This is a genomic window from Acinetobacter sp. YH16032 (assembly GCF_013417345.1).
GTDB lineage: Bacteria > Pseudomonadota > Gammaproteobacteria > Pseudomonadales > Moraxellaceae > Acinetobacter.
The window spans coordinates 73,790-89,868 of sequence record NZ_VPEE01000007.1 but is presented as its reverse complement, the minus strand read 5'-3'; the positions used below and the strand labels follow the sequence as shown (position 1 = coordinate 89,868).

The following is a 16,079-nucleotide window of genomic DNA, read 5'->3' as shown; positions in this document are numbered from 1 at the left end:
TTTTTTTAAAATTTGGTTAAGCTGTGCAACGAACGTACAGAATTTTAACTAAAAAATACTCGAGACTCACTATTTATGGCGGAAATCTTAAAAAAGTTACCTTTCTACAATAAAACATGGTTTCAGTTTATTTTGTTTGTACTACGACGCTTTGAAACTAACAATTGTCGTGAGCAAGCAGGCTCTTTAACTTACACCACACTTTTCGCTGTCGTGCCGATGTTGACCGTATTCTTGGTTATCATTTCATCGATTAAAGCATTAGAACCTGCTCGGCAACAATTACAACAATTGATCTACAGTAATTTTCTGCCTAAAACCAGTATCGCGTTTGACAAAGCATTGAATGCATTTACTGACAATTCGAGCAACTTAACCATTATTGGTGTGCTGTTTTTATTCTTTACCACAGTAATGATGCTCACTAGCATTGAGACAGCATTCAATCGTATTTGGCGTGTGACAGAAACGCGTAATGGCATTATTGGTTTTATGCGCTATTGGACCATCATTTCACTGGGACCTATCCTGCTGGGTTCGGCTTTTGTGATTTCATCGACTTTAGCGTCTATGAACATCTTAAGCAATAATTTTGCAGGTTATGAATTGAATGGCACGTTTATTTTATGGGTCATCTCATTTGCACTCACCGCCTTTGGTTTTTTTGCATTGTATTGGACAATTCCAAACCGCTCTGTTCCAATAAAAGCAGCCATGATTGCTGCGATTTTTAGTGCTGTTACCTTCGAGTTACTGAAAAATTTATTCGGCTTCGTGATGACTAACTTTACCAGTTATCAATTGGTTTACGGTGCTTTTGCAGCGGTTCCAATTTTCCTGTTGTGGATTTATCTATCTTGGAACATCGTACTGCTTGGTGTTGAGATAAGTTATGCTCTCACAGCATTTCATACAGGTAAAACTGAAACGCGCCATCCAATTCTCATGCTTCTAGATATGCTTGAGTTATTCTATAAAAAACAAAAACAAGGTAAAACCGTAACTGATCTGGAGGCACTTGATATTTTAGGACGCGGTGAAATTGGCCGCTGGCCTAAATATGTCAATCTATTGGAACAGCAGAATATTATTAAACGTACAGATAATAATGAATATGTTTTGGTTAGAAATTTAGATCATCTTGATTTTTGGTCATTTTATAAATCATTACCTTATACGCTGCCTGATAAAAATGATATCGGACAAATCCATGAAGATGACGTATGGATGAACCGTATTGGTCCTGCACTGATTGAAGCTGATGATTATCTGGCTGCGAAGCTCTCCGTACCGCTATCGACCATACTTGAAGAAAAATAAACTATTGCAATAAGAAAAGACCTCTATAGGTCTTTTTCTTATTGCATAGATGGATTATATGGACGTGTAGATTGCCAACAAATAAGTGCGCCTAAGGTCACTAAGACACAACCGATCCAAAAGCTTATTAGAGGTTGCACATCTAGAATCAGCATCGACATCAGACTTGAAAAAATGGGCATAAAATACGTTGCCAAAATTAAAATTTTGAGATGTCCATATTGCATGCTTTGGTTCCAATTGCTGTAAGCCAAGCCAATTAAGCTGCCAATGACTACAACCATCAGCCATGTCATCAAATTCAGCTCAACAAAGAGTTCTCGCATCACAAAATGTACAGCCCACAACCCAACTGCAGTCATTAGAAAAAGAAACGGAACAGCATTATGACCTTCTGCATATTTCTTGGTAAATATACTGTACAAAGGCCATAGCACCGCGCCAATAAAAGCAAATGAGTACGCCAATGGATTTTCAAGCACGGCCACCAATATCCGTTTCGGCTCGAGAATATCTGGATTAACAACCATCATTAACCCAAGAATGGCACATGCAAAGCCAGCAATCACCCAAATATTCGCGCTCAATTGCCGTGCAAGAATCGAAAATACAATCAGCAAAGGAGGCCAAAGATAATTAATCATTGCAATGATTAATACCTGTTCTCGATGCGTTGAGAGTGCAATCGAAATTAAAAACAGGATCTCATAGCCAACAAAAAGAGCACCACAGCCCAATAGGTATTTTTTAGGCATGAGTGAAAGCTTGGGAAAACCATTCTTCCATAACATGAACAATGCACTAAAACTATAGATCAGCGCCACCGCCTGTACCGGACTTAATGATTCAGTTACAAGCTTCACTACCGCAACCAACGAGGCCCAAATCAAAATTGAGCTTAATCCTAGCCATGTGTACTGATTCAATGGAATGCTCCAATTCTTGCGCTGATTCGATCAAGATAAATTCTCAAATAGCGGTGCAAAGACACAATCATAATCCCTGCAAGAACCATACAAGATCCGACCAAGAAACTCGTTTCGATCTCCTCATCTAACAGCCAGACACCAAACAACATGCCGAACATGGGAGTCAAAAACGAAAACACACCTAAGCCATTTGCTAAATAAGTTCGTAACAACCAAAACCATAGCAGCAAACTTAAAAAAGACATGACAACCGCATGAAATGTTAAGCTCAGAAACGCCAGTTGTGACCAGCGTACATCTGCTTGTCCAGTCCAAAAAGCTAAAGGTAATAAAAAAATAAAGCCCCCTAGCAATTGATAAAATAATGTTTGAGTAGGCGGTGCCTCTGAAAGCGTTGAAAATTTTAAAGAAATCGTAGTCAATGCCCACATCATCCCTGCCATTAGAGCAAGAAAATCTCCCCATAAAATATGGTTGAGTTGACTTTGAGCTTGATCACGCACTAAAAAAGTATAAGCGATGCCAAAAAATGCGAACAAAATACCAAACCACTGCAAGTGATTCAATTTTTCAGCTTTGACTTTCCAATGTAAGCCTAAAGCCACAAAAATAGGCGCGGTATAGAGCAGAACAACAGTGTGCGCAGCACTGGTGTACCTGAGTGCCTCAGCAACCAAATAAAATTCTGCAGAAAATAAAAAGGCTAACCAAATTCCAGGAACAACATAACGGTAATGGAACAGTTGTTGCACTCGTTGTCGATACAATAATGGAACGACAAGCAAGGTTGCCAAACCACAGCTCAATGCGATTTGCATCAGAGGACTAATATCAGTTGCGGCGATTTTCAAGACAATTTGCTGTAAACCCCAGACTAAACACAATACGGTCATTAAGCTTGACGCCTGAAGGTCAAGACCTCTTCGCTCACCCATGAGTGGCACTCTTCACACAAACAAGTCGTCACTATACTGCTGACTGAATTAGAATATATAATTCAAAACAGACAACAAATACATTTATTCAGGCAATTTAATATGCCAAAACGCCATCCACATGAACCATTCGTTCAGTTAGATAATTATGATCATATCCAAGAGAATCTTTGGTTAACATTCCGTAATGATCCAGCCCATTCTGAATATCCTAAACATGGTCATGCATGGGGCGAATTTATCTATGCATTTGATGGTGTAATGGAAGTTCATATTGATCAAAATCAATATTTAACACCTCCGCCCTACGGAATTTGGCTACCGCCGCATCTGCATCACAGCAGTATTAATCTCACAGCTGTTTCTCATGCCACCTTATACGTGCATGAAAGCCTGTGTGATGCACTGCCTAAACAAGCAGGTATTTTACTGAGCTCCCCCTTAGTAACGGCGCTACTCAATGAACTCAGAAAAACATATTTCAAACATGATCAACCCGAATATCAACGACTTTTAATGGTTTTACTGGATCAATTAAAAAGCTCACCCCTGCTCAAAAGCTACTTGCCCCATTCTGATCATCCTGCATTACAAACGATATTTACCTACATCCATGAGCATCTCAGTGATCAGCGTCCACTGAGAGATTATGCTCAAATGGTGAATATGAGTGAGCGCACTTTATCTCGCCTATGTGAAGCTGAAATTTCGATGTCGCTCAATGAATGGCGTCAACGCTTTAAAATTACACGAGCATTAAGCTTATTGTCTGAAAATAAAACTGTTGAACATATTGCTCTAGATTTGGGCTATGCCAACGCCTCAGCCTTTATCAATATGTTTAAACGCTGGATGCACATCACGCCCCAACAGTTTCGTAAAAACATCAATTCAGACAATCTCTAGCCATAAAAAAAGGATGAACCAACATCCTTTTTAATTGAGCTTGATGCATCATTAATGCACTTGCGTAGTCCACACAAAATCTTCATTTAAGCCAGTCAAAGTCATTTTGAGCTGATCACCCGATTCTAATGGTCCTACACCTGCAGGCGTACCCGTCATGACAACATCACCAGGCATTAAGCTAAAGTTTTGACTGATTTCTGCCAAAAGCGCTCCTAATTTAAAAATCAGTAAACCCGTATCACCATGTTGCCTAAGTTGATCATTAATTTCGAGCTTAAACTGGACTTGATCTAATGCTGGGACCTGATCAAGCGAAATCCAATCTGCCAAAATACAAGATCCATCAAATGCTTTCGCACGTTCCCAAGGTTGTCCTTTCTTTTTAAGCTGATCTTGTTGATCTCTTAAAGTCAAATCCAAACCAAGGGTGACTGCACCTACTGCTGCTAATGCCTCTTGAGGATCCGTAACGTTTTTGAGCGGTCGATCTATTCGTAATGAAAGTTCACATTCATGATGACACTGTCCCAATGCACGATTCCAATCAATCCCTTCTGCTAAGGACACCAAGCTACTCGGCGGCTTGATAAATAAGACAGGTTGATCAGGAATCGCATTACCTAATTCTTGAGCATGCGCAGCATAACTGCGACCGACACATACAATTTTTGATGGAACTGCACTCATGAAAATCTCTCTTATTTATAGTTTGAGTAATGAACTCATCAAAACTTAACGTTTTTGGAATGTATTTTCAAACAGTGTTCTATCTACATCAGACTCAAATGCACGTTTTGGAATAATGACCACTGTATGATTTTTGAGTTCAAGCATATAGGTCAATTTACCCACTACAAATTTTTGTACTTCACTGTAGGCAAATGCTTGTTTAGGACGACCACTTGAAAAAAGCTCGGCAGAGTTTTGAAACAAATCGATACCTTGCTCAGTCTTACCAAATTGATATTTTTCAAACTGACGCTTGAACATCATAGGTAAGAACCAGTAACGCATAACGATTTGTAAAAAGATAAAGAACGTGCCTAAAGCCACGTAATAGCGCCCTACACCCTCTAATCCAAGATAAAGCCCCCAAATCACGATCGCAATACTGACAAGTGGCGTTAAAAAACGCGTAAATTGTTTTTTGCCAAAAGTAGCTAATGCAAAACCATCCTGAGACTCTTGTAAATTTAAGAAGTAACGGACAGATAAAACTGGTTGAGTATCAGACATAGGGGATTCAACAATCGATTTTCTTAAGCAAAGATATTACACCACTTTACCTGAAATCGAATTGTCGTTTTAATGAATACTGTTGATTACATCATCGCACTATTGATGAAAGCATCACACGATTTACAATGACACAAAATAAAAAGTCTAAATTCATAGTTCAGGATGAAAATGAAATACTTTAACTATCGAGCATTGTGCTTAAGCCTTATTTTTGTACCTAGCTTGTCGTACAGTGCGATTATTGAATGGAAAGAAAATATACCCAGTGCGTTAAAACCATTTCAAAATAATAGTACCGAACTCGCCAGCATCGCAAAAGATCAGATTCTCATCTATGCGCACACAAATACCCAAACATCTATTCCGACACGCAAAAAACAACCCAATCCAAATGTGAAGTTCACATCATCTGCCATCGTATTGCCTGTTAATGAAGAAAAGGTCGCCAAAACGCTTTCACAGTTTGAAAATTTTGTTGGTTTGTTCCCAACATTGAAGTCAGCTAAAATATTAAATCAAGAAAAAAATATCACTCAGGTTCAATATAAAATTTCCATTCCAACACCAATACCAGTGCTCAACTTTAATGAGACCATAGTGTTTCAGCATCATATTGAAGCCAATAGTATTTCGAGCTTGATTGTGGATGCACCTGTTCCTTATGGTCTAGGCAAATTTGAATGGTTCAAATTGGATCAGAATCATACCCTTCTAACCCTAACGCAATGGGGAGATTTAAACCAACCTAAAGGTTTTCTATTTAGCAAAGTTCTGAATGCAGTGCCTGAAGCAAAAATGGGAATTCCAAGTGGTACACATGCATTTTTACTTGAATCAATTCGAAAAAAATTAACAGCGCCTTCTTCGAGTGCGCTCAAACCAGGGCAATTTCCATCCGACCAATTAACGACAAGTCAATTAGCCAAAATCGCACAAATCAGTCGTATCACCGAACACCCTGTAAGTTTTGTCCATACACCGACAACTGTGCCTTATCAACACGGTGCCGAATCAATGCGTTTTGTGACGACGTATCAGTATTATTCACAACCAGTGCAACAATTACAAAAATGGACACAGCCTGTACATTATAAAAAGTTGTTTCCCCGCCAACTCAAATCTATTGATATCGAAACCCTAAAAGACCAAACACAATTGGCAGATTTTAAAGTTGAACTCGGGTTAGGAGTTATTCAAATTCCATTCCGATTTAAACTAAATTTTAGCTTTCCTCAGTCGAATCAGAATAGTTTTTATGCTCAAGGCGGTGATCTGAAATACATTAAAGGAAAAATGCAATTTGATAAGTTTCAACAAGGTACTTTATTGAAAATGACGAATGCTGGAAAAATAGATGAAAAAGCACCGTTCCTGATTCGTGCAGCACGGAGCTTGCCTTATCATGATGTGCTTCCTACAGTTGGGGCGAATGTCGTCTTTGCATTGAAAGTCAAAAACGAAGAGCAGAAGAAATAAGATAAAAAAATAGACACAAAAAAACCGCAATTAAGCGGTTTCTTCTCTTTTTTACATCTTAGAGATGATCAAGTTGGTGCGCTCAGAGAGATTCGAACTCCCGACCCCTTAGTTCGTAGCCAAGTGCTCTATCCAGCTGAGCTATGAGCGCGACGTCTTGATGGAGAGCATTATATATGAATATTATTATTTGTTAAGTACTTTTTAATAAAATTTAAATCAAGCGAACAGTATTTATACGCAAATGTAAATTATGGCTAGATAATCAACAATTTAAGAGATGGTCAACAAGATCAATCCAAATTCCAAACAATCCTGAGTTGGATTGATGATGTTTTTATAAGAGCTAATATCTATTAATTAAAAATAATATGTGTAGAAATTTTAAAATTTATTTCTTTCTTAAGTAGCTAATAAAATATGATGATTTATAGCATCACTTCATTCTAGAAACAAAAAAACCGCAATTAAGCGGTTTCTTCTCTTTTTTACATCTTAGAGATGATCAAGTTGGTGCGCTCAGAGAGATTCGAACTCCCGACCCCTTAGTTCGTAGCCAAGTGCTCTATCCAGCTGAGCTATGAGCGCGTACTTGAGTGTCTTACGACTTCGTTACATCGATTAACTTGATTGGTGCGCTCAGAGAGATTCGAACTCCCGACCCCTTAGTTCGTAGCCAAGTGCTCTATCCAGCTGAGCTATGAGCGCATTTCAAGTTTATCGTTGGCGGTGAGAGAGGGATTCGAACCCTCGATACCAGTAATAGGTATGCTTCCTTAGCAGGGAAGTGATTTCAGCCACTCATCCACCTCACCGTAACGAGACGCCATAATACAAACTTCGTCCCTACTCTTCAAGTGAGAATTTAAAAAATTCTATGTTTTTTGTTCAATCATATATTTTTTAAACAATTTTCAGGTTTTTTACCTTTAATCTGCATTAATTTCACTTTAATACTGTCTATTCTGCATCTCTTTTATAATTTATGAACTAAAAACACTTTATTGCAATCATTTACGTGCAGTATTTCTTATCATGTCTTATGCTAAACTTATCTTCTGATATGAAGCCAAAGACATTATGAAAAATTGGGTCGACCCTGAAGCCAAAGCGGAAGCTGAACGTTACGATAATCCTATTCCAAGCCGTGTTCTGATTCTAGAAACGATTGAGAATAAGAAAAAAGCATTGTCTCATGCAGACCTTGTGGAACACTTCGAAATTGCGGATCAAAAAAGTATTGAAGCACTTAGTCACCGTTTAAGTGCGATGGTTCGTGATGGTCAATTGACGAAAGAAGGTTATAAGTTCCAGCTTATGGCAGATCAACCTGTTCATGATGCGACCATCTATATCAATAGCAAAGGTTTAGGGGTTGCGAGTATAGATGGTAAGAAAGAAGAATATTTGTTACCTGAGCGTGAATTACGTCAAGTCTTCCATGGTGACCGAGTTAAAGTTCAACAGACCTCTGTTGACCGTAAAGGTAAACCATGGGGTTTCATTACTGAAATTACCCAACGACGCGTCAAACAAATCATTGGGAAACTCGCAGAATATGAAGGTGAATACTTCATTCAACCAGCAAATCCAAATGCGCATCAACCGATTACCTTAGAAAAAGAACTCATTGCGCATGCGAAAGCTAAAGTTGGTGATTCTCTTCGAGTTGAAATTGATGATTTTCCAAATCGTGAAGAGTTTGCTACAGGCCATATTATTCAATCTATGGCCGACAAATCTGATACTGAAATTATTATTCCTCAAACCATTTTAGAATATGGTTTACCTTACGAATTTCCAGAAGCAGTAGTTCAAGAAGCTGAAAGTTTTAAAGAACCGACAGCACGAGATCGTCAAGGACGCATTGATTTAAGAGATTTACCCTTAGTCACAATTGACGGTGAAGATGCACGTGACTTCGACGATGCTGTCTATGCAGAAAAACGTCCTGGTGGCGGCTATCGTGTCGTGGTTGCGATTGCAGATGTCAGTCATTATGTTCGTATTGGTAAACCTTTAGATGATGAAGCACAAGAACGCGGTACGTCTGTGTACTTCCCTCACTTTGTCTTACCGATGTTGCCTGAAGCACTTTCAAATGGCTTATGCTCACTCAATCCAAATGTCGATCGTCTATGTATGGTCTGTGATTTGAATTTAAGTCGCGCAGGTAAAGTCACAAAATTTGAATTCTATCCGTCGGTGATGCACTCTAAAGCACGACTCACCTATGACCAAGTTGCAAAATATTTTGAAGGTGATAGTCAAGCTGTACCTGAAGATCGTACAGTGCGTAAATCACTGAATACATTATTCCAACTTTACCAAGTATTAAAAGGTTTACGTGCAGAACGCCATGCAATGGAATTTGAAACCGTTGAAACGTACATGACCTTTGATGAACTTGGTGGAATTAAAGAAATTCTACCAAGATCACGTAACGATGCTCATAAACTCATTGAAGAATGTATGTTGTTAGCCAATGTCGCTGCTGCTGAATTTGCTTTAAAACACGAAATTCCAATGTTGTATCGTGTGCATGAGCCACCTGAATTCTCACGCATTCAAAAAGTTCGCGACTTTGTTAAGTTATTAGGTTTGAAATTCCCTGATCAACCTACGCAAGCGGACTACCAAGCGGTCATTGAAGCCACTAAAGACCGTATTGATGCGCCAAGTATTCATGCTGTGCTTCTTCGCTCCATGATGCAAGCTTATTATGGGCCAAATAACGCTGGTCACTATGGTTTGGCGTATGAGGCATACACTCATTTCACCTCTCCAATTCGTCGTTATCCAGATTTATTATTACATCGTGCTATCAAAGCACACCTCAAAAATAAACCTGCACCAGTCTCAGGTGGCGCACTAGAAGAAGCCGGTAATCATTTCTCGGCAACAGAACGTCGAGCTGATGAAGCTTCTCGCTCAGTGACCACTTGGTTAAAATGCCATTATATGCAACAGCATCTTGGTGAAGAGTTTGTTGGCGTCATTAGTGCTACGGCTGAGTTTGGTCTATTTGTCACTTTAAAAGATTTATATGTCGATGGTATGGTCCATGTAAGCCAGCTTGGCGATGACTTCTTTGTCTTCGATCAAGCGAGTCAAAGTTTAGTTGGGCAAAATCGTGGTCAGACCTTCGGTTTGGGTGATGAAGTACGCATCAAGGTTGCAGGTGTCAATTTAGAAGAACGTAAGATTGATTTTGAATTGATTCAACAACTCAGCCATGCAGGTCGCGCTATTCGTAGTCGAGCACCACGTGTCGTGAAGGAAAACCCGGTCACCAAGCAAGAAGCGTTAAATCGCATGTTGAATGAGCCTGTCGAACTCCTAAAAGATAAAGATGAAAGCGGTGAACGCCCTGTTCGTAAGAAAAAGTCCAAGGCAAAACCAAGCTCTTATACTAAAAAATCAGACAAAAAATCTGATGGAAAAGTAAAAGACAAAGCGAAAAAGAAAGCTAAAGTAAAAAAGAAAAAGTCGAATGCGAAAGCTAAATTAGACTAAATCTTTAAAGAGCGCTACGGCGCTCTTTTTTTTAAGCTTTATTTTTTTAATTTATAATCAAGTGCACCGATTCTTTATTTAGCACTTACGTAAATAATTGAATGTATCACTTGATTTAAAGTCCATAAACCCCTACATCTAAATGAAGTAAATGAATCAATTAGGTCCTTGAATGACTTTAGAAAAGGCAACTTTGCCTGTACCCGATTTTTCTCAAATTACACTTGATCAACTTAAAGCACAGATTGAACAAGCGATTCAAAATGGTCAACACTTTATAAACCAACTCGAGAAAGTCCCAGACACGGTACAATTACAATTAAATGTGCTCGATCAAATCGATCAATTAGAAAACCAAATGAGCGAATCTTGGGGTATTTTGTCTCACTTAAATGCTGTGATGAACAATCCTGAAACCCGCGAGATTTATCAGTCTCTTTTACCTAGCTTAAGTGAATACTACACACAATTAGGGCAACATACTGCGCTCTATCAAACCTACCAATATGTGCATGATGCACCTATTTTTTCGGATTTACCAGAAGCTCAACAGAGTGCGATTAAACTTGCACTTAGAGACTTTAAACTCTCAGGCGTGGCTCTAGAAGGCGAAGCAAAAAAACGCTACGCAGAAATATCAGCTCGTTTATCGCAGCTTTCTTCAGATTTTTCTAACCACGTTCTTGATGCCACACAATCATATTTCAAACCATTAACTGAAGATGAACTTGCTGGTTTACCTGCGAGCAGTATCGAACTGCTAAAGCAATACGGTCAACAACGTGAACTCGATCAAGCCGTGGCGACATTGGATTTCCCTTCTTATCTTGCGATCATGACTTACGCAGATAATCGAGAGCTTCGCGAAGCCTTATATAAAGCATATACCACGCGAGCGTCGGATCAGTCAGATCACCCTGAATATGACAATACTGCGGTGATGGAAGAAATTCTCAAATTGCGCCAAGAAATGGCTCAACTTTTAGGTTTTGATCATTATGCAGCATATTCACTGGCAAGTAAGATGGCTCCAAGTGTTGAAGCTGTAGATCAATTCCTGATTGAGTTGGCAGAACATGCTCGTAAACCTGCCCTACAAGAAATTGAGGCATTAAAAGCAATTGCTCAATCTCATGGTGTAGATGAACTACAACCTTGGGACACGACGTATTTCTCGGAAAAACTCAAAGTTCAACAGTTTAATCTGTCTCAGGAAGCACTTAAGCCATACTTCCCTACCCCTGTCGTCGTTCAAGGTTTATTTAAAATTGTGGAGCGTTTATATGGTATTCAAGTCATTGAACGTGAAGCACCAGTATGGCATCCAGATGCACGATATTATGAGCTTGAAGATCAAGGCAGTGTTATAGGTGGATTCTATTTTGACTTGTACGCTAGAAGTGGGAAACGTGGTGGAGCATGGATGAGCGGATTCCGCTCACGTATGCAAACCAACAATGGCATGCAGAAACCGATTTGTTACATGGTCGGTAATTTTACACCACCGATTGGTCAACAACCTGCGCTTTTGACACATGATGAAGTCGTTACTCTTTTCCATGAGTTTGGACATGGTCTGCATCATATGCTCACAGAAGTAGATCATATCTCTGTAGCAGGCACATATGGTGTCGCTTGGGATGCCGTCGAGCTGCCAAGTCAGTTTATGGAATTCTGGACTTGGGATAATGAAAGCTTGGCTTTAATCAGCCAACACATTGAAACCAAAACACCGTTACCTGAAGAACTCCTTAAGTCTCTTTTGGATGCGAGATTTTTCCAATCAGGCATGCAAACCCTTCGACAGCTTGAGTTTGCCATGTTTGATTTGAATATACATAAACAATCTCCTGCTTTAGATGCAATAGCTATTCAACACACTCTAAACGAAATTCGTGAACAATATGCTGTGCTCCCTACAGCACCATACAACCGATTCCAAAACAGTTTTAGCCATATTTTTGCAGGGGGGTATGCCGCAGGCTATTACTCTTACAAATGGGCTGAAGTTTTGGCAAGTGATGCATTCGATCGCTTTGAACAAGAAGGCATCTTCAACCAAGAGACTGGGCTTGCTTTCCGCAAAGCAGTGCTTGCTGTAGGCGGTAAAGATACAGCGCTTGATGCCTTTGTTAAATTTAGAGGTCGTGAGCCTAAAATTGATGCATTATTACGCCATCAAGGTTGGACGAATGACACTAAAACTGCTTAAACTACGTTACTAATTTTTGAAGGTGAGTGTCATTATGTCGATCAAACGTCGTTTCATTGCAGGTGCAAAATGTCCGAAATGTGAAGCTATGGATCGTATTGTCATGCTCACTTCAGGTGATTCAGAATGGATCGAATGTATTGAATGTAACTATTCTGAAAATCGTCCGACACATATAGATGAACCTCAAATGCCTGAGGTTGCAGACGAAATTGGTGTTATTCAATTTAAGCCGCGCCCAAGAAATTAAGATGTTTTAAAAATCAACAAAGCCAGCTCGATGGAGCTGGCTTTGTTGTAAATTCATCAAAAAATAAGCACCCGAAGGTGCTTATTTTATTTAATTATTGATACCAACCAAATAACTTAAAGATATAAGGCACATAGGCGATAATCAACATTGCTGGAATCATCACAATCAGAGGTAGAATCCAACGTTCGTATTTGTAGTAGAACGTTTTATCTTTCACTTCTGCATCGGCAGCAGCCACCTCTTCATCGCCAATCGACTGCCTTGCGAGCAAGTGATTGAGTGCAACTGGTGGTGATACATAACCCAATTCGAAACCAATTAAAGCAATCATCCAGAAGTGAACAGGATCAATACCATAAGCGTAGGCGACAGGCGCAACTGTTGCTGAAATTAAGATGACAGCACCAAACGGATCCATAATCATACCGACAAATACCATGAGACATACGATCAAGGTAATCACGATATAGATATTTTCAATATCCGTTGGGAAGTGTTCCATCAACTCGATACGCTCTAAGTATCCACCAACGCTGACAGACAATGCCATTAAGATCACAAGCGCCCCGATATGTCCGACTGTTTCACTTGCAGATACATGAATTGACTTCCAGAAACTCACTTTACGCGCAGGATTGTCTGGACTATCTTGCGCTGCAATTTCAGATGCTGACACTCGCGCCTTAGCTGCTTCTTGTTCAACCGAAGTATGGCTTAATGTCGTATCCCAATGTCCTACTGGTGCGAGTGGTGCTGGTTCATGACGTAATTTTTCATAAAGCACCATGACAAGTAAAATGATTGGCATCATGACTGGTGCAGTGAACTCATTCAAATTGGTATTTAATGCATACTTGTAGAATGACCACACGATCAGGAACACGATCACATAAGGAACTACTGCCACTAATGCCTTAGCGGAATTCGGGAATGCAACTGATGGCGCTGCAATACGGAATTTTTGCTCAGCAAAGAACAGTGAAATTAATAGGAACAGTGTCGAAGTGATGAGGAAAACACCGATACCATATTGGTATAATAAATCAGTTGTTACTTCTTTGTTCAGTGATGCAACAACAACAATCAATAGACATGGACGGAGTACCACACCAAGCGAACCCGACATCGCTGCTGTAGCCAAAGCGAATTGACGGCGTCCGCCCGCATTCCAAACTTCTTTATAAATGATCGCACCTGCAGCGATTACAAAAATACCTGATGCACCTGTATAAGCTGTAGGTAATGCAGCAGCAAGTAAGATTAACCAGGTAAGCGTTTCAGGCGCTAGATTCCATGGACGTAAAATATTTAGGAATTTATCAACAATTAATGTCTGCTTTAACAGCATACCTGCCCAAATGAACAGTGATAAATTAAGGAAAATAGTAGAGAACTCAACCAGCTGCCCTAAATAAATCCCTTGACCCATTGGATAGTCCATCACAAAGGTAAAGTTAAATCCTGTTGTGATCGCCATATAGGCATAAAGTGGGACTGACAATAATGCCATGCCAATCGTACCACCTGGCTTCGCATTTTCTGGTACACGGAACAATTGGTACAAACTAATTAATGTCAGTGTACTGAACAAGATTATCCATAACCAGTAGATGATTGTCATCTCACTGGTTGGCGGAACACCAGAGTTCAATACAGATCTATACTGACTGATCGCTGAACTGGTTAAGAAACTGTTCGCAAGTATCATTGCGACAGCGTAAACCCGATAATCTAAAACAGAACTTGGACCGCGTAGACCAATGTGGTGGATTTTAAGTGTTGCAGTGATCGCTGCAAGTACCACCATGATAATCAATAGAACTGCCTTATTTTCCGTACCAAATTGGAAAATACCAAAGAAAGTTGTTTCCATGGTTCGGTAAGTTCGTATTGAAGGGTTATCTTCTAAATACTGAATTGACTTATCGTAGAAGGCATATTTTTCTTCACATAACTGTTGACCAGCCAACACAGAGGCACGAACATCTTCTTCAGATGTTGTACCAAAGATATCTGCAAATTCATCCTTTGCATTGGCTTGCATTTGGTTTTGAACCAGAAGGTCAATATTTGGATTTCGATCACAGACTGGCTTTTCAGGTTCAGCACGCAAGAATGAATATTGCATACCAATTTTTTCGTCACCGTATAGACTTTCACCTAAACGTAACATCTGCCCGTGAATCATTTCTCCTGTCCCGATGATGAGCGTCAGTAACAGTAGAAGCAAAATCGTAAACGCAGATATCCACTCAGTCCATATATAACTAAGTAGACCTAACCCAGATCTCTTTTTAGAAGGCTCTTGCATTGTTATTCCATTATTTAATACTGCTATACATTGCCTGTACAGCTCATCTTTTCTAATTCGGGCTTAGGCAAAATCCTTTACCTAATTTCCTTACCTCTTTTATCACATGAATCTGACTGATTTTTTTTTAAAAAAGAATGACTGACTTTTCCATTTTTTTTAAATTTATGCCAATTTTCATCAATTCACCTCTTAAGAGCGAGATAAAAACCAACTAAATCAGTAGGCTATACCATACTGTATTTCTTTTTTTAAACAAATATGACCTTAAAAAAATAAATGCAAAAGATTTGAATCTGATCACACATTAAAATAAGTGATAATTAAGTATCAGAGGAATTAAGAGATGTGTGTGTCCTTCACGGAGATGTGCTGATAAATTAAAAAGAGCATGCTGAGTAATGCCCCCCATATTGCACCTGTTAAATGTGCTTCAACCAATACTGGGCTACCAATCATTTGCGCAGTATCGAGAGAACCAAAGATATTTTCCCACAAAATTTTGCCCGTGATTAAAGCTAATACAAGCAGCGAGAATTTACGTTCTTTTTCAAATTTTAAAAAATAAACTGCCAAAGCCATATACATACCATGTAGTACCCCTGATAGACCTGCATAAGCTTCAACGTGAGGATAAACATAATAAAAACTTAAACTAACTAATGGCGGGAGTGCGATCAACAAGTACAACATGTACCTAATTTTGACATATGGGAAGATGAAAGGCAGACAGGCTAAACCCACCATATTCAATGCATAGTGTATCCATCCCACATGTACATAGTGAGCTGTCCATACTCGCCAAATTTCTTCATCCAATACAGGACGCCAATAGAAAAAATACTCCTGAAAAATCTGCAGACTAGCGGAAATACTGATACAGCATGCAATAAACAGTATTTTTCGAATCAGGATAGTATCTTTCATCTTTCGTATTCCTAAAAGAAAAAGAGCTTAAAAGCTCTTTTTCTTGAATAAC

12 protein-coding genes and 4 tRNA genes are annotated in these 16,079 nt (G+C 39.3%); 6 read left to right on the top strand and 10 right to left on the bottom strand.

The features are described 5' to 3' along the window. The first annotated feature begins 75 nt into the window (after nucleotides 1-75). Nucleotides 76-1,320 (top strand): YihY family inner membrane protein, encoded by a 1,245-nt coding sequence (locus FTV32_RS06885; protein ID WP_035265206.1) that lies wholly within the window; start codon nucleotides 76-78, stop codon nucleotides 1,318-1,320. A gap of 38 nt (nucleotides 1,321-1,358) precedes the next feature. Here FTV32_RS06885 and yddG read toward each other — a convergent pair whose 3' ends face one another. Together yddG and FTV32_RS06875 are read right to left on the bottom strand one after the other, a co-directional pair. Next, a complete protein-coding gene (gene yddG, locus FTV32_RS06880; protein ID WP_218947379.1) occupies nucleotides 1,359-2,246 on the bottom strand; it encodes an aromatic amino acid DMT transporter YddG in 888 nt (295 codons plus the stop codon). Beyond that, a complete protein-coding gene (locus FTV32_RS06875; protein ID WP_180028260.1) occupies nucleotides 2,243-3,184 on the bottom strand; it encodes a DMT family transporter in 942 nt (313 codons plus the stop codon). Before FTV32_RS06875 ends, yddG begins: the two co-directional genes overlap by 4 nt. A 102-nt stretch (nucleotides 3,185-3,286) precedes the next feature. Here FTV32_RS06875 and FTV32_RS06870 point away from each other — a divergent pair, with 102 nt between their 5' ends. Then, entirely contained in the window at nucleotides 3,287-4,090 is an 804-nt protein-coding gene (locus FTV32_RS06870) for a helix-turn-helix domain-containing protein (protein WP_179999289.1), read from the top strand. 51 nt (nucleotides 4,091-4,141) lie between these two features. On the opposite strand, the gene FTV32_RS06865 is transcribed toward FTV32_RS06870, so the two are convergent. Then, a complete protein-coding gene (locus FTV32_RS06865; protein WP_035265196.1) occupies nucleotides 4,142-4,780 on the bottom strand; it encodes a fumarylacetoacetate hydrolase family protein in 639 nt (212 codons plus the stop codon). A gap of 45 nt (nucleotides 4,781-4,825) precedes the next feature. Further along, the gene (locus FTV32_RS06860) at nucleotides 4,826-5,329 is read right to left on the bottom strand and encodes a YcxB family protein (protein WP_035265193.1); all 504 of its coding nucleotides are present in this window, start codon (nucleotides 5,327-5,329) and stop codon (nucleotides 4,826-4,828) included. Between the two features lie 171 nt (nucleotides 5,330-5,500). Between FTV32_RS06860 and FTV32_RS06855 the strand changes: the two genes are divergently transcribed. After that, the gene (locus FTV32_RS06855; protein ID WP_035265191.1) at nucleotides 5,501-6,808 is read left to right on the top strand and encodes a hypothetical protein; all 1,308 of its coding nucleotides are present in this window, start codon (nucleotides 5,501-5,503) and stop codon (nucleotides 6,806-6,808) included. Between the two features lie 74 nt (nucleotides 6,809-6,882). Here the strand turns inward: FTV32_RS06855 and FTV32_RS06850 are convergent. From FTV32_RS06850 to FTV32_RS06835, 4 genes are all read right to left on the bottom strand, one after another. Beyond that, nucleotides 6,883-6,959: transfer RNA gene (locus FTV32_RS06850), tRNA-Arg, on the bottom strand. 360 nt (nucleotides 6,960-7,319) lie between these two features. Further along, nucleotides 7,320-7,396: transfer RNA gene (locus FTV32_RS06845), tRNA-Arg, on the bottom strand. A 43-nt stretch (nucleotides 7,397-7,439) separates the two neighbouring features. Further along, nucleotides 7,440-7,516 (bottom strand) — tRNA-Arg (locus tag FTV32_RS06840). Nucleotides 7,517-7,532: 16 nt separating this feature from the next. Then, a tRNA-Ser gene (locus FTV32_RS06835) sits at nucleotides 7,533-7,623 on the bottom strand. 262 nt (nucleotides 7,624-7,885) lie between these two features. On the opposite strand from FTV32_RS06835, the gene rnr reads away from it, so the two are divergent. From rnr to FTV32_RS06820, 3 genes are all read left to right on the top strand, one after another. Further along, nucleotides 7,886-10,324, top strand: a complete 2,439-nt coding sequence (rnr, locus tag FTV32_RS06830) for a ribonuclease R (protein WP_180028268.1) — start codon at nucleotides 7,886-7,888, stop codon at nucleotides 10,322-10,324. 172 nt (nucleotides 10,325-10,496) lie between these two features. Next, a complete protein-coding gene (locus tag FTV32_RS06825; RefSeq protein ID WP_180028259.1) occupies nucleotides 10,497-12,536 on the top strand; it encodes a M3 family metallopeptidase in 2,040 nt (679 codons plus the stop codon). A 40-nt stretch (nucleotides 12,537-12,576) separates the two neighbouring features. Beyond that, a complete protein-coding gene (locus tag FTV32_RS06820; RefSeq protein WP_171076743.1) occupies nucleotides 12,577-12,786 on the top strand; it encodes a YheV family putative zinc ribbon protein in 210 nt (69 codons plus the stop codon). A 94-nt stretch (nucleotides 12,787-12,880) separates the two neighbouring features. Here FTV32_RS06820 and FTV32_RS17745 read toward each other — a convergent pair whose 3' ends face one another. Continuing rightward, nucleotides 12,881-14,266, bottom strand: coding sequence for a TRAP transporter large permease subunit (locus FTV32_RS17745; RefSeq protein WP_373683318.1), 1,386 nt, complete (start codon nucleotides 14,264-14,266; stop codon nucleotides 12,881-12,883). A 1,173-nt stretch (nucleotides 14,267-15,439) separates the two neighbouring features. After that, nucleotides 15,440-16,027 (bottom strand): rhombosortase, encoded by a 588-nt coding sequence (rrtA, locus tag FTV32_RS06810; RefSeq protein ID WP_035265184.1) that lies wholly within the window; start codon nucleotides 16,025-16,027, stop codon nucleotides 15,440-15,442. Nucleotides 16,028-16,079: the final 52 nt, after the last annotated feature.